Source organism: Desulfatibacillum alkenivorans DSM 16219 (assembly GCF_900142135.1).
GTDB lineage: Bacteria > Desulfobacterota > Desulfobacteria > Desulfobacterales > Desulfatibacillaceae > Desulfatibacillum > Desulfatibacillum alkenivorans.
In genome coordinates this window covers 69,852-83,677 of sequence record NZ_FQZU01000021.1, presented here as the reverse complement: position 1 = coordinate 83,677, position 13,826 = coordinate 69,852, and the positions used below count along the sequence as shown (strand labels likewise).

The following is a 13,826-nucleotide window of genomic DNA, read 5'->3' as shown; positions in this document are numbered from 1 at the left end:
GGTTCATCCCGATTTACGCGGGATGACTTGGGTCAATCCTTGTGAAAAAGCCTGGGACAAATCCCATTTTGCACAGGCAGTAAAGAAAAACTACTTGCGCAGGCGAAGCTGATACAGGCCTTTGCTCAATGCGGTGACCTGACCGGACTCGTCCTTGATTTCGCCTTCCAAAATAAAATCACTCTTTCCCTTGGTGGATGCCTCCTCCTCGATACGGGCGATTTCATCTTCTGAGATGCTGATTTCCACATACGCATCCGTGGTGACCGGCCTGCGGTAGGAAATGCTCATCTCTTTGATAATGGGAAAAAACTTGTTGAGGTCAAAGCTGGACCAGCTGAGGGCGCCGCCGGGGATTTCCGCCAGCGTGAACAGAGCGCCGGCGTACATGGTTCCTATGTGGTTTTCATTTCCTTTAATGGGTGCAGACAGCTTGCAATACCCCCTCTTTAAATCCACCACCTTCAACCCCATCCTTTTGACGAAGTCGATTCCCTCTTCAATGATGCTGATCATAGGATCGGAATGGTTGCTCATTTTTTCTCCTTAAGTGACTGCTGGTTGGAGCAAGGCCTTGCATCTCCAAAACCTGATAAGGCAAAGCTCATGCCAAGATGAGACGGGGATCACATATCTTGTATTTTTGGCGGCTTATGTTTTAAGCCTGCTTTATTTAGAACGGATTTGGAAGAAATTCTACCACATTCGTTGAAAAACGCCCACATATGTGGTAGAAAATAAGCCTTCCTATCAAATAAGGTATATTTGGAGGGCCTATGAATCCGGATCCCAATGAATTTTTTAAAAATACCGTCCTGAGAATTTGCTCCAGCCTGGAAGTGGAAAAAGCCTTGTGGCACTCCCTGCTCTATGTCAGGGAGCATATTCCCGCTTCCCAGATGAGCCTGCATTTATATAACCCGGTTACTGGTATCGCTGAAACCGTGGCCCACGCCACCCCGGGAAAATACGGCCGGCTTTCGGTCAAGACCCATCTGTCCGAAAAGGCCCGCCGCCAGGTGGAGGCCCAGCGCTCTCAGCGCCTGCGCAGGGTCAACCGGGTCAGCGACGATCCTGTGGCCGAAGAGGTGAGCCGGTATTTTGGAGGCGCGGTCCAGTCCGCCCTGATTCTCGACCTGGTGATCGAAGGCCGGCTGATTGGGGTCCTGACTCTCCACGGAGAAGTGGGCAAAACCTATACGGCCAGGCACGAACAATTATTCCGCCTGTTGAACGAACCGTTCGCCGTTGCTTTAAGCAACAGCATGCGGCAGCGCGAGTTAAACAAGCTCAAAGAACTGCTGACCGACGACAACCCCTATTTTCAGGAGAATGAGGAGGCCTTTTCCGAAAACGAGGTGGTGGGCGCCGATTACGGCCTAAGGGGCGTTATGGAAATGGCGCGCCAGGTCGCCCCTTTAGAGAGCCCCGTGCTTTTGTTGGGCGAAACGGGCGTGGGCAAGGAGTTGATCGCGTCAGCGGTGCACAGGGCCTCCCCCCGGCGAAACGGCCCGCTCATCAAAGTCAATTGCGGCGCCATTCCGGACACCCTCATTGACTCCGAACTTTTCGGCCATGAAAAGGGCGCCTTTACCGGCGCTTCGTCCATGAAGCGCGGCCGCTTTGAGCGCGCCGACGAGGGAACGATTTTTCTGGACGAAGTGGCCGAGCTTTCCCCCGAGGCCCAGGTGCGCCTTTTGCGGGTGCTTCAGGAAAAGGAGATCGAACGCGTGGGCGCCACGGAAACCACCCACGTGGACATCCGGGTCATCGCAGCCACCCACCGGAACCTGGACGGCTTGGTTTCCATGGGGCGTTTTCGCCAGGATCTGTTGTTTCGGCTCAAGGTGTTCCCCATCGTCATTCCGCCTTTGAGGGATCGCAAGGGCGACATCCCCTCCCTGGTCCAGCATTTTGTCCGTATAAAGAGCCTGGACATGAAGCTGGGAACCATTCCGCCCCTGGCGCCCGGCGCCATGGACAAGCTCATGGATTACTCCTGGCCCGGCAACGTGCGCGAGTTGGAAAACGCCGTGGAGCGGGCCTTGATCCTGAGCGGCGGCAAAAAACCCGTCTTTCAGGAATTCGACCTGGGCCTCAAGCCCGGCCCCAAAACCAAAAACGTGGAATCCCTCAGCCTGCCCACCATGGATCAGGCCATGGCCGACCTCATGCGCAAAGCTCTGGTCCTTGCCAAAGGCCGGGTGGAAGGAAAGGGCGGGGCCGCTGAAATCCTGGGGATACACCCCATGACCTTGAGGAATCGCATGAAAAAGCTGGGCGTCCCGTTCGGCAAAAAAGCCCGGGCGGTGTACAAGAGCTCCGCGCCCTCCACGGTGCTCAACTGGCCCCAGGTCAAAAAATAGGCGTCAACCCGTGAGATTTTCGGGACATGAACTTATCTCCCAAAACAACGATCAATTTTAGCAGGCATGACGCCGGAGAAAAGTATCGCGTCCCTGCAAAATCGAACATGGAGCAAACAGGATGACCGCCGCTTGATTGTGAGGCGAAAACTCTTTCACGCAATTTGTCACACGTCGGGCCGGAACCCCCAGAAATAGTCCTTGATGTCGTCTTTCAACGGGGTTTTTTGGTAGAGTTCCAAGGCGTCCGTGGGGCAATTGCTCGCGCACAATCCGCACCCGATGCACCGGCCCTGTATTTCCGCTTTTTCTTCGCCCAGGACGATGGCGTTCATGGGGCAGACCTCCACGCATTTTCCGCAGGCGATGCATTCGCCGCTGACCTGCGCTTCCCAGCCGATGCTTTGAATCCTGTCGCCGAAGGTTTCGGTGATCTTCTTGCACGAATTCAAAGACAGGCAGCAGCAAGGGCAGCAAAAACAGACTTCCAGGAAATTTTGCATCTTGTCCTTGGGAAAGCCCCAAAAATACTGCTCCGCCTCGATCCACAGGCACTGGCAGATTAATCCCAGCTCCACGCCTTTGTGCAGATGCTCGATGGCTTCCTCCACCGAGGCCTTGCGGGAAATGCCGTTTTCATAGGTGACATGGGACCCCTGGCCCAAGAAAATGCAGGCGTGATCATGGGGAAAGTCCTGACAGTCATTGCCGTCGCGGCAAAGGCATCTGTGCACGATGTACCGGTCGGGCGCCTCCCGGATCAGCTTCTCCACCAACTGGATGGGCATGACCGTGCTGCCCTGGCTTCCCTTTTTGTTCATCTCCGCTTCCAAGGGGATGACCGTTCCCTGGGTGAAATGCTTGTTCTTGTCGTTGATCAGGGCAGCCCGCCTGACCATCCAGCCGATGTACGGATTCTCCGCCTGGTGCAGCAGCTTCACCAAATTATGAAAAATCGGAACATAAAAATTCCACCAGTTAATGCGCACCGCAAATTTTTTCTTAAAAAGCTCTCCCAACATAACAAACATGGAAAAATCCCCCCGTGATGCAAGCGTGACGGTGAACTTGACATATGACGGCGCCGGCGAAGAACCTGCAAGGCCAGGGGCTCTTAAACCGGTTTGCGACAAAATACTGAATAGCAAGCAAGAATATTCATACTTTACATTTGACCTCTTAGTCAATACAGGATGTAAAATTTTTTTGGGAGAGCGCCCAGCGGTTTTAAAAGTTAAGCTACTTCAAAATGACTCTGAAAAATCAGTATGCAGTGCATTTTTGCTATTCAGCTTCACTTAATTATGTTATAAAATAGAAAAAAAATTTTAAAGTATGTTTTTGCTTGACAAACAGAGCTGATTTTAACAAAGTTCATTTAAAACAATTCAGCTCATAAGGAGGGGCGGGCGTCATGGCAAAAGCAGTGGTTCTCGGTGGATGTGGTGCGGTGGGCACGGTGGCTTCCAAGACCTTGGCGGGTCAGGATCTTTTTTCCCAAGTGATTCTGGCCGACCAGAACAGGGAGCGGGCCGAAAGCCTCATTGGGGAATGGGAGTCGGACAAAGTCGGTTTCGTGCAGACGGACGCCTTGGATCCGGAAAGCATCAAAGCGGCCATTCAGGGGGCTGACGTGGTGGTCAACTGCGTGGGGCCTTTTTACAAGTCGGTCAAGATCATTCTGGATGCGGTTCTGGAGTCGGGGATCAATTATGTGGACGTGTGCGATGACGTCGACGTAACGCTGGATATTCTGGATTGGGATCAAAAGGCCAAGGACGCCGGGGTGTCTGCATGCATCGGCATGGGCAGTTCGCCGGGGGCGACCAATCTTTTGGCCAGGTTTGCGGCCGACGCATTGCTGGATGAAGTGGAGTCCATCGATATTTTTCACGCCCACGGAGGAGAGCCTTTTGAGGGGCCGGGCGTGATCGGCCACCGTTTTCATTGCATGAGCATAGACATTCCCATGTTTTTGGACGGGGAATTGAAATACGTCAAATATTTCGAAGAGGACGGCGTGGCCCTGCGCCAGACATTTGACTTTCCGGTTTTGGGAGGGGACGTGCTTTTATACCCTTATCCCCACCCGGAACAGGTGACATTGCCCCGGTACATCAAGACTCGGCAGGTGACCAACAAGGGGACTGTGCTGCCTTCGGAATATTACAATCTGACCCGGGACATGTGCCGTTTGGGCCTTTCCGGCAAAGAATCCCTGGACGTGAACGGCCAGAGCGTCGTTCCGTACGATTTCGCCCTGGCGTACATCATCCGGGAGCGGGAAAGGATTCTAAAGGAGACCCGATTCGGCTCCCAGCGGGGATGCTGCAGCGTGGTCGTCAAGGGCAGGACGGAAGATGCATACAGCGAGTACCGGTTTCACATGGCTTCCGGCAGCCAGGCCCTGGGGGAGGGCACCGGCGTTCCGGCGGCCGTGGGCGCCATGCTTATGGTCCTGGGCAAGATTACGGAAAAAGGGGTGCTGCCGCCCGAAGGGTGCATCAACCCCCAGGATTTTCTGGACCTTGTGGGCCCGGTCATGAAGCTGGATGAGAAAAAAGGGGATTCCGATTCTTTTAGCGGGGTTATCGTTCAGCATGTGGATGCTTTGGGGAAGGTTTCCACCCTGGACATTTAACCTCTTGTGTACAGGGAGGATTGACGCCGGAGATTAGGAAAGGGAATGAGCATATCGGACAAGCATATACTGGCCATCGACCATGGCACCTCCGGAGTGAAGGCCAGTCTGGTTTCCATGAAGGGAAAGGTTCGGGACTACGCCTATCAGAAGACGGAGATGTTCTTTCTGCCTGAAGGAGGCGCTGAACAAGACCCCCAGGAGTGGTGGGACGCACTGATCTCCGCCTGCAGGCGTTTGATCGAACGGGGCTCCGTGCCCCGGGAAAGCATCGTGGGGATGTGCGTGTCCTCCACCTTTTCCAGCACCGTAGCGGTGGACAGGGACGGGCGGCACCTCATGAACGCCCTGAGTTGGATGGACTCCCGGGGCGGCAAGTACGTCCGGGAGTTTATGAAGGGATTTCCCTCCATCCTGGGCTACCACGTGCCCAAAGCCTTGCAGTGGGTCCGCAAAACCGCGGGAGGGCCCACCTTGTCCGGCAAGGACGACATCGCCCACATGCTTCTTTTTCAAAAGGAGTTTCCCCAGGTTTATAAAAAGGCCTACAAGATTCTGCCTTCCAAGGATTTTTTCAATCTCAAGCTGACGGGCAAGTTCGCCGCCAGTTTCGACTCCATGACCCTGTTCTGGGTGTCGGACGTCCGGGATCCCCACAACATCCGTTATGACGACAAGTTGATCGCCTCCCTGGGCATCGACAAGGAAAAACTGCCGGACATGTATGCTTCCACCCACGTTTTAGGGCCTGTATTGCCCGAGGTGGCCGAAGCCATCGGCCTGCCCGAGGGAGTCATGGTGGTGGAGGGCTCTCCGGACCATCAATGCGCGGCCATGGGGTCCGGCGCAGTAGGGGATTATCAGGCTCATCTGTACGTGGGCACGTCCTCGTGGATCCAGTGCATCGTGCCTTTTAAGAAGACGGACATTTTCCACTCCATAGCCTCCCTGCCCACGTCCATCCCCGGAAAATTCTCCTCCGTCAACGAACAGGACATGGCCGGAGGATGCCTGAGCCTGCTGGTTCAAAACGTCCTGGGCATCGGTGAAATCAAGGAGGACGAAAACCCCTTTGAAATGCTCACCAGCATCGCCCAAACCTCCCCGCCCGGCGCCAACAATCTTATTTTCACCCCCTGGCTGAACGGCGAACGCACCCCCGTGGACGACACCACCATCCGCGGCTGCCTGTTTAACCTCTCCCGCACCAGCACCTCCGCCGACATGGTGAGAGCCGTCATGGAAGGCGTGGCCCTGAACGTCCGATGGAGCCTGAAATACGTGGAGAAATTCGCGGGAAGGCGGCTGGATACGCTGAACTTCGTGGGCGGAGGCGCCCGCTCCGACCTGTGGTGCCAGATTTTCGCCGACGTTCTGGACAGAACCGTCCGGCAGGTGAGCGATCCTGTGGCGGCCAACGCCCGGGGCGCGGCCTTTATCGCGGCCGTAGGCCTGGGGGAGATCGAATGGTCCCGGATTCCCAGCCTGATTCAATATCGCGCAACCTACACGCCCAACCCGACCAACAGAAAGACCTACGACACCCTGTTCAAGGCTTTCACCGATCTTTACAAGGCCCACAAGAACATCTGCAAACGCCTGAACAGCGTGGAAAAAAATGTTTGATGGCTGTCGGCGGATAATGGAATGAATGCGATTGAAAAATCCATAGTCTGATGCGCATTCCAAAATATATCAATCGCGCACCAAAACAAAAAAGCCCAGGCCGCTGACGGTCCTGGGATTTTTTGTCAGGCCTTTGTTCATGCCCGATTATTTGGTGGAGGCGGCGGGAGTCGAACCCGCGTCCGGAAATATTCCGCGGTGGCGTCTACATACTTGTCCCGAATATTGTATTTCGCCTGGCAGAGCCCATTCAGGCCGGGGCGGCTGGCAGGCTAGCCTGTTAAAGTTTCACATGACATTGCAACAGGCGGGCAAGCCATGCTATCCCACTAGTCGACGCCCTATCCCGGTATGTGGGAGATGCCAGGTAGGACGATGGCCTTAAGCGGCCATAGCGTAGTTATAATCGTCTGCGATTATGTTTAGTTTCCACCCTTTTTACGAGTTGGCGGAGGGCTCGGTATGCAGCCACGGCTTCCTAATCCCCGTCGAAACCATTTCGCCCCCACGGCGCCGTGCATGGAGGGGTTGAATGAATCAAAAAACTCGTCCAATACATTGCAACTACGCTTACAAACTGCGCAGACGTACCTAAATATAATTCTTAACCGAACTTTGTCAATCAACAAATGCAGTTGACATGAAAATGCTGTATGTTGTAACACTTAGTTAAATCCAGCCCTTTTTGCACATCTTTCAACAATCCCTACAAAGGAGAAACACGATGGCGAAAACGCTGACAGAGATTGCGGCAGAGATTGTGGCGGCGCAGGTCGGCAGCACCAGTATGACCTCCGAAGAAGTGGGTGAAGCTCTGAAATCCGTGTTTAAGACCTTGGTTCAACTGCGGATGGCGGAAGGGGGAGAGGACGCCGAGGCCCTGACTCAGGTTCCGGCGGCTTTGGGCGAGGAGGGGGTTTCGGATCAATTGGCGGAATTGCGGCAGCGGCCCATCCGCTCCATCAGGAAGAACAAGGTGATCTGCCTGGAGTGCGGCGCCGAGTTCAAACAGCTTACCAAAGGGCATTTGAAAGAGCACGAAATGGACGCCAAAGAGTACCGGAAAAAATACGGGTTCAAGGCGCGCCAGCCATTGTCCGCCCAATCCCTTTCCGCCAAGCGCCGTCAAAGCGCCAAAGAGCGGAACCTGGGCGAAGTGCTCAAGGAAGCCCGCAGGCAAGGCAAGGGCGCGGGCAAAAAAGCCGCTCCCAAAAAAGCCGTCGCCGCCAAGGGAAAGGCCAAGAAGTAGCGGCCGGGTAGTCAGGTATGGAAAAACTCTATTCCTTTGCCGGGGAGCCCATCCCCTGGTATGATTCCAGCCCCGTTTGCGGGTTTTGTCTGGCGCTCATGGCTCTGGTGTTCCTTTTCGGGGCAGCGGGCGTCAAGGTCGGGTGGGAAACGCAGGAATTCCACCGGGACGTCTGGGTTCCGGGAGTCCTCATGGTCCTGGCCGCCTCCGTGATGCTGTCTTTAGTCGTTCGTCTGGTTCAACGCCGGGCTAGCCGGAAGGGGTCCGTCCTTTAAATCATGTTCGTAATCGCAGACAATATCCAAATTACCAGATACCGGGTGGAAATGGCCGTCAAGGAAAGAAACCCGGAGCCTGTCAAACAACTGGCCGCCCAATGCCGGGAAGCCGGCGCCCAGGCCATTGACATCAACACCGGCCCCCTTTCCCGCCAGGGAGAGGAGATCATGCAGTTCATGGTGGAGGCGGTCCAGGAAGCCTGCGACCTGCCCGTGTGCCTGGACACCGTGAACGCCCAAGCCATGGAGGCCGGCCTCCGGGCCGCAAAAGGGCCCCGGCCCATTATCAACGGCATCTCCATGCAGCCCGAAAAGCTGGAGGGAATCCTCCCTCTGGCGCAAAACTACGACGCGGACCTGATCTGCTTTTTGCTCAAGCCCGACGGCCACGTGCCCAAGGACGCGGACTCCAGGCTGGCCCTGGCCGTGGAGCTTACGGGGATTCTGGATGAAGCGGGAATCTCCCGGGACCGCGTGGTCTTCGACCCCCTGGCCGTTCCCCTGATGTGGGACGACGGCGGCAGACAGGCCGTGGAGGTGGTGGAAACCGTGCGTCTCCTGCCTGAGGTCCTGGGCTTTGACGCCCGGGTGATGGTGGGCCTCTCCAACCTCACCACCGGCAGGCCCCCTGGGCCCCAGCGCCAGCTCGTGGAGCAGACCTACCTGGCCATGCTGGGCGGCGCCGGGCTCACGTGGGTGCTTTTGAACATCTTTAATCCCGACACCATCGCCACGGCGCGGGCCGTGGACGTTTTGAGCTCCGGCGGGATTTTCTCCTGGCATTTCTAATTCTCCCTTAATTGATTGATGCGGCATGGCGCCTTTTTATGGCGTCTCATGACGCGCATGAAATTTTCCATCCGTTGAAATATAGATAGCCGTTTAACAAAAGCCAACCATCCACCCAGGTTTTCCTAGTAATTTCTCCTTTTAAATAACTAGTAGTTAGTAATTTTTTACTTGACACAATGCGTCATATTGCTTAACTTGCTAGTTATTAAGGCGAGGGGTCGTGGGTCGCTCCCACATTTCCAAATAAAGGAGAAACGCTATGAAAAAACTGGGAATTCTCGTCAATCAGGTCGAGCGCGACGAACTCCGCATCAAGTCGGACGTCCGCCCGCTGGTGGCGTTTTCCTACGCCAGATCCGGGCTCATCCGCTTGGCGGGTTTGAAAAAACTGAAAAAGTAACTAGCCCCATCCCCCCGGAAAAGGGCGGGCCGCCGGCCCGCCCTGACCCATAAAGCCCAGTCTTTTTCCGGCTCATCCTCCCAAAGGCCGCCGCGCCTTCCACAGCCTCCCGGCGCTTTCTTGGTCCTGCTATCGTCCCAAACGCCCATTTCCTCGTGATCGCCTCTTCAGAAAAAAGGCGCTGTCCCAAGCTGAACTGCAAATGCGGACTATTTTTTTCTGCTCCAGGCGTCTTTTCCCAGGCCGCCTTTAGGCGGCATCGCCTCCTAAATATTGACTATGCTAAAATAATAATCATTAGGAAAAATTATTATTGACACGGAATTAAGTTAGATTTATCTTACAAATGTCGATGGGGCGATTAAGGTTCGTTCTGCCTAGATGGGCGGCGAACCTCCAAGACCAACCAAACAACTTAAAAAAGCAGGATGACATATGAGAACTATTTGTCTGCGAAGTATGGAGCAAAAACAAGGCGGAACCATAAAGACTGTAAAAGCAAACGGCGAACTGGGGCGGCGCATCCGCGACATGGGGCTGGTCCCCGGAACCCGGATCAAAGTCCAGGGCAGGGCGCCCTTGTACGACCCAGTGGCCCTGAGGGTGGGGGACTTCACGTTAACGCTCAGGAACAACGAAGCGGATTATATTGACGTGGATGTGGAATAGCCCGGCGCTTTTTCCCAGGGGGCCGTTCCGTACAGGAATTTCATCAGCAACGCTTATAAAAACATAGGATACAAACAATGCAAGCTACCATAGCCTTGGCAGGCAATCCCAACTCCGGCAAGACCACTTTGTTTAACGCGCTTACCGGCGCAAGGCAGCATGTGGGCAACTATCCCGGCGTGACCGTGGAGCGTAAGGAGGGCCTTTGCTCCGTAGGGGCTCATACGGCCCATATCGTGGACCTTCCCGGGACCTATTCCCTGACCGCCTATTCCGAGGAGGAAAAGGTCGCCCGGGAATACCTGGCCCAGGAACGCCCGGACGTGGTCATCGACACCCTGGACGCTTCCAACCTGGAGCGCCACCTCTATTTGGTGGTGCAGCTTCTTGAAATGGGGCTTCCTCTGGTTTTGGCCTTGAACATGGTGGATGTGGCCAAGTCCCGGGGCATGGAAGTGGACGCGGAAAAACTGTCTGAGCTTTTGAGGACGCCCGTCGTCCCCACCATCGCCCGCACGGGCAAGGGCAAGCAGGATCTTATTCAAAGGGCCGCGGACCTGGCGCAGCAGCCCGTAAACCAAACTCCCCTGGTTATTTCCTACGGCGCTGACATAGACAAGGCCCTGCTTGAAATGCAATCCTTGATTTCGGAAGGCGCTTTTTTGAAGAACTACTACAATCCCCGGTGGGTGGCCATTAAATATTTAGAGATGGACGAAGACATCATCGCCAAGGGGCGCGCTGTCAATCCGGATTTGTCCGACAGGCTGACGGCCATATCCGCCAGGGTCGCCGCGCATTTGGAAGCCACTTTGAACATGGACCCCGAATCCATGATCGCCGACCACCGCTGGGGCTTTATCCGCTCCATCATTCAGCAGGGCGTGATTACTAGAAGCAACGACTCCGACCGCCTTTATCTGTCCGACAAGATCGACATGGTCCTGACCAACCGGTTCGCCGGCCCCATCATCATGCTGGCCATACTATATGGGCTGTACCAGGTCGTTTTTGCGTACAGCGCGGCCCCCGTCGAGTGGGTGGAAGGCATGTTCGGCTGGCTTTCCGACACGGCGGCTGCTCTCTTGCCTCCGGGCATGCTGCAATCCCTGGTGGTTTCGGGCGTTATCGACGGCGTGGGCGGGGTCATGGGCTTCGTCCCTCTGATCATGTTCATGTTTCTTGGCATCGCCATTATGGAGGACACGGGCTATCTGGCCAGGGTGGCGTATATGCTGGACCGGGTGTTCAAGGCCTTCGGGCTGCACGGAAGCAGCGTCATGGCTTACGTGGTGTCCGGCGGCATCGCCGGCGGATGCGCGGTCCCGGGCGTCATGGCGGCCAGGACCCTTCGGTCCCCCAAGGAAAGGCTGGCTACGCTGTTGACGGCGCCCTTTATGAACTGCGGCGCCAAGCTGCCTGTGTTCGCCTTATTGATCGCGGCCTTTTTTCCGGCCAACGAAGCCTTGATGATGTTCGGCATCACCCTTCTGGCCTGGATGGGCGCGCTTGTCGCCGCCAAGATTTTGCGCATGACCATTATCCGGGGCGAATCCACGCCGTTTGTCATGGAACTGCCCCCCTATCGCGTGCCTACTTTCAGGGGATTGGCGACCCATACCTGGGAACGCACCTGGCAGTACATTAAAAAGGCGGGAACCGTGATTCTGGGAATTTCCATCCTGTTATGGGTGATTATGACCTTTCCCGGACTCCCGGAAAACAAAACCGCGGAATTCGAAGTCATGCGCCAGCATGTTGCGGCTTCCTATCCCGAGGCGGCGGCCCAGGAACTGGCAAACGCCGACGAGGGCGCTGAACTGAGCGATCAGGCCCAGGCCCTGCGCGGCGCTTTGGCGGCCGTGGATTCCCAGGAAGCCCAGGCGGCCCTGCGCAACTCCGCGGCCGGGCGCATCGGCGGCGCCCTGGAGTCCGTAACCCAGTGGGCCGGTTTTGACTGGCGCACCAACATTGCCCTGGTGGGCGGCTTTGCAGCCAAGGAAGTGGTGGTGTCCGCCTTGTCCACGGCCTACTCCCTGGGCGAGACAGACCCCGAGGAATACCAGACCCTGTCCCAGACCCTGGCCAAGGATTCCTCCTGGTCCCCGGCCGTGGCCCTGGCGCTCATCGTATTCACCATGTTTTACGCCCCCTGCTTCGTGACCGTGGTTTGTATAGCAAAAGAAGCGGGATCTTGGAAATGGGCGGCCTTTTCTGTGATATTCAATACGGCGGCGGCGTTCATCCTGGCTGTGGGCGTGTACCAGATGGCGACCCTGCTGGGTTATTAAGGAGGCGGTCATGCAGGAAGTTATCGTGGCAATCATCGTAGCCCTGGCGGCTGGCGCCTTTGTCCGGCGCATATATAAAAACCTGACTCAAAAAGAAGTTTCATGCGGTTGCGGAGGCGGGTGCGCCGGGTGCGGACAAAGCCCCGACTCCTGCGGGAGCCGGGACCTTTTAGCCAATATGCCTGAGGAGTCGAAGTCCCAAAAAGACTAATCAGGCTTGAAGGAATCAGTACCTTTCGTAGACCCATGACTTGGTTTTGGGAAACAAGACGTCCGTCATCGGGGCGCTTTGATCCCGGGCCAGATAATCAAAAGGCCGGACATGCTGGGCGGCGGGAAAGATATCAGGCCGCGTGTGCTGCAATTCCCGCCAGGTCCGATGGCCAAGGGCCAAAAGGGGAAATAAATCCTGGTTGAGGCAGAAGGTCAGGGGGCATGGATCCTCATCTCCCGGCCTGACCTCTTCCAGGGCCCCCTGATTCCAGACCAGATCCGCATTTTCAGCGAACATTTCCAAGCGATACACGCCGGAAAAACCCTTAAAGCAGCTTTCCGCCAGGCGTTTTTCCAAAACCGGGGCGATCCGCCTTAGAAAAGCGGCCTTATCCGGGATGCTGATCTGCCATGCATAGGGGCTTCCCTTTTTGGCGCCCATGGCGATGGCCATGTTTCCCGCCGGGGAGTCGTTGTGCAGATCAAACCGGATGTAGGGCTTTTTTCTTTCCTGAGCCAGCTTTTTGGCGAAAACCAGCAGGGCCATGAATGCGTCCGGCGAGATGTCTATGCTGACTTCGCTGATAATCAGCCCGGAGCCGAATCCCTGGCCGGGGACGCGGCAGTAAAACCTTTTCCCGGTTTTTGAATGCGTTATGATGAAGTAATCGGAACCGTACTCCGTGTTTTTGCTGTGGCTCAGCAAATAGTCCCAGACGGCGCGGTCTCTTTTCACCGAAATGGAGTAATGGCTCCGGTAGCGTTCATCCTCCTCCAATAAAAAAGGAATATCGTCCTTTGCCGCCGGGGCGAATGTCCAGGAAGAGTCCTCCAGTTCATCGGGCATGATATGAAACGGCGCGTCTATGTGGTTATTCAAAGGGACGGAGTAATAATAGCCGAAGTTATGATAAAATCCGGGGATGCCCTGGATTACTCCTAGAAGATACCCTTCATCCAGCATGATTCGCCGAAGGGCGTCGTTCAGCCCCCGCATCAGCCCTTTTTTGCGATGTTCGTCAAGAGTCCCAACAAGACCCTGTTCCCCAACCTTTATTGCAACCCCCTCCATCTCCCAGGTCCAGGGAATCAGGACGCAGGCGGCGGCCAGGGCGTTGGTATTTTTCTCCCTGGCTAAAAGCCAGTTTTCGGAGGGGAGCCCAGGCGCGTGATGATAAAGAATGCCGGCCAGTTCGGCTACGTCTTCTTGCTGGAATACTTTTCTATAAAGCGTTTTAAGTTCGGAGACGTCCAGAGCGGCGTCGCCCCTGCAAATTTCGTAATTCGAGTCCATCTAAAAC

13 protein-coding genes and 1 other RNA gene are annotated in these 13,826 nt (G+C 55.7%); 10 read left to right on the top strand and 4 right to left on the bottom strand.

Translation table 11 applies throughout. The features are described from left to right. Positions 1-90: 90 nt before the first annotated feature. Complete coding sequence (locus BUE18_RS16455; RefSeq protein ID WP_028315131.1) at positions 91-537, bottom strand: PaaI family thioesterase; 447 nt, start codon at positions 535-537, stop codon at positions 91-93. Positions 538-776: 239 nt separating this feature from the next. Between BUE18_RS16455 and BUE18_RS16450 the strand changes: the two genes are divergently transcribed. Beyond that, positions 777-2,366, top strand: coding sequence for a sigma 54-interacting transcriptional regulator (locus BUE18_RS16450; RefSeq protein WP_073477286.1), 1,590 nt, complete (start codon positions 777-779; stop codon positions 2,364-2,366). Positions 2,367-2,533: 167 nt separating this feature from the next. Here the strand turns inward: BUE18_RS16450 and BUE18_RS16445 are convergent, their stop codons facing one another. Then, complete coding sequence (locus BUE18_RS16445) at positions 2,534-3,397, bottom strand: 4Fe-4S binding protein (protein ID WP_073477285.1); 864 nt, start codon at positions 3,395-3,397, stop codon at positions 2,534-2,536. 383 nt (positions 3,398-3,780) lie between these two features. Between BUE18_RS16445 and BUE18_RS16440 the strand changes: the two genes are divergently transcribed. Together BUE18_RS16440 and BUE18_RS16435 are read left to right on the top strand one after the other, a co-directional pair. Beyond that, entirely contained in the window at positions 3,781-5,007 is a 1,227-nt protein-coding gene (locus tag BUE18_RS16440; protein ID WP_073477284.1) for a saccharopine dehydrogenase family protein, read from the top strand. A 45-nt stretch (positions 5,008-5,052) separates the two neighbouring features. After that, positions 5,053-6,633, top strand: coding sequence for a xylulokinase (locus tag BUE18_RS16435; RefSeq protein ID WP_073477283.1), 1,581 nt, complete (start codon positions 5,053-5,055; stop codon positions 6,631-6,633). 152 nt (positions 6,634-6,785) lie between these two features. Here BUE18_RS16435 and ssrA read toward each other — a convergent pair. Beyond that, positions 6,786-7,140, bottom strand: a transfer-messenger RNA (tmRNA) gene (gene ssrA, locus BUE18_RS16430). 217 nt (positions 7,141-7,357) lie between these two features. Between ssrA and BUE18_RS16425 the strand changes: the two genes are divergently transcribed. From BUE18_RS16425 to BUE18_RS16400, 7 genes are all read left to right on the top strand, one after another. Further along, positions 7,358-7,882 carry a Ros/MucR family transcriptional regulator gene (locus BUE18_RS16425; protein ID WP_073477282.1) on the top strand — a complete coding sequence of 175 codons (525 nt, stop codon included), beginning with the start codon at positions 7,358-7,360 and terminating at the stop codon, positions 7,880-7,882. Between the two features lie 17 nt (positions 7,883-7,899). Further along, on the top strand, positions 7,900-8,157 hold the full coding sequence (locus BUE18_RS16420) for a hypothetical protein (RefSeq protein WP_073477281.1): 258 nt from the start codon (positions 7,900-7,902) through the stop codon (positions 8,155-8,157). Positions 8,158-8,160: 3 nt separating this feature from the next. Next, the gene (locus BUE18_RS16415; RefSeq protein WP_073477280.1) at positions 8,161-8,949 is read left to right on the top strand and encodes a dihydropteroate synthase; all 789 of its coding nucleotides are present in this window, start codon (positions 8,161-8,163) and stop codon (positions 8,947-8,949) included. Positions 8,950-9,211: 262 nt separating this feature from the next. After that, positions 9,212-9,352: a hypothetical protein gene (locus BUE18_RS27990; RefSeq protein ID WP_170868389.1), complete on the top strand. Its 141-nt coding sequence runs from the start codon at positions 9,212-9,214 to the stop codon at positions 9,350-9,352. A gap of 435 nt (positions 9,353-9,787) precedes the next feature. Continuing rightward, the gene (locus tag BUE18_RS16410; protein ID WP_073477279.1) at positions 9,788-10,021 is read left to right on the top strand and encodes a FeoA family protein; all 234 of its coding nucleotides are present in this window, start codon (positions 9,788-9,790) and stop codon (positions 10,019-10,021) included. Between the two features lie 77 nt (positions 10,022-10,098). Next, positions 10,099-12,312, top strand: coding sequence for a ferrous iron transport protein B (gene feoB / locus BUE18_RS16405; protein WP_073477278.1), 2,214 nt, complete (start codon positions 10,099-10,101; stop codon positions 12,310-12,312). 10 nt (positions 12,313-12,322) lie between these two features. After that, a complete protein-coding gene (locus BUE18_RS16400) occupies positions 12,323-12,523 on the top strand; it encodes a FeoB-associated Cys-rich membrane protein (RefSeq protein ID WP_073477277.1) in 201 nt (66 codons plus the stop codon). A gap of 15 nt (positions 12,524-12,538) precedes the next feature. Here BUE18_RS16400 and BUE18_RS16395 read toward each other — a convergent pair whose 3' ends face one another. Then, complete coding sequence (locus BUE18_RS16395) at positions 12,539-13,819, bottom strand: GNAT family N-acetyltransferase (RefSeq protein ID WP_073477276.1); 1,281 nt, start codon at positions 13,817-13,819, stop codon at positions 12,539-12,541. Positions 13,820-13,826 lie beyond the last annotated feature (7 nt).

Excerpts from the sequence above, each read along its gene's own strand:
- BUE18_RS16455 (WP_028315131.1), bottom strand. The coding sequence starts at position 537 with ATGAGCAACCATTCCGATCCTATGATCAGCATCATTGAAGAGGGAATC.
- BUE18_RS16450 (WP_073477286.1), top strand. The coding sequence starts at position 777 with ATGAATCCGGATCCCAATGAATTTTTTAAAAATACCGTCCTGAGAATT.
- BUE18_RS16445 (WP_073477285.1), bottom strand. The coding sequence starts at position 3,397 with ATGTTTGTTATGTTGGGAGAGCTTTTTAAGAAAAAATTTGCGGTGCGC.
- BUE18_RS16440 (WP_073477284.1), top strand. The coding sequence starts at position 3,781 with ATGGCAAAAGCAGTGGTTCTCGGTGGATGTGGTGCGGTGGGCACGGTG.
- BUE18_RS16435 (WP_073477283.1), top strand. The coding sequence starts at position 5,053 with ATGAGCATATCGGACAAGCATATACTGGCCATCGACCATGGCACCTCC.
- BUE18_RS16425 (WP_073477282.1), top strand. The coding sequence starts at position 7,358 with ATGGCGAAAACGCTGACAGAGATTGCGGCAGAGATTGTGGCGGCGCAG.
- BUE18_RS16420 (WP_073477281.1), top strand. The coding sequence starts at position 7,900 with ATGGAAAAACTCTATTCCTTTGCCGGGGAGCCCATCCCCTGGTATGAT.
- BUE18_RS16415 (WP_073477280.1), top strand. The coding sequence starts at position 8,161 with ATGTTCGTAATCGCAGACAATATCCAAATTACCAGATACCGGGTGGAA.
- BUE18_RS27990 (WP_170868389.1), top strand. The coding sequence starts at position 9,212 with ATGAAAAAACTGGGAATTCTCGTCAATCAGGTCGAGCGCGACGAACTC.
- BUE18_RS16410 (WP_073477279.1), top strand. The coding sequence starts at position 9,788 with ATGAGAACTATTTGTCTGCGAAGTATGGAGCAAAAACAAGGCGGAACC.
- feoB (WP_073477278.1), top strand. The coding sequence starts at position 10,099 with ATGCAAGCTACCATAGCCTTGGCAGGCAATCCCAACTCCGGCAAGACC.
- BUE18_RS16400 (WP_073477277.1), top strand. The coding sequence starts at position 12,323 with ATGCAGGAAGTTATCGTGGCAATCATCGTAGCCCTGGCGGCTGGCGCC.
- BUE18_RS16395 (WP_073477276.1), bottom strand. The coding sequence starts at position 13,819 with ATGGACTCGAATTACGAAATTTGCAGGGGCGACGCCGCTCTGGACGTC.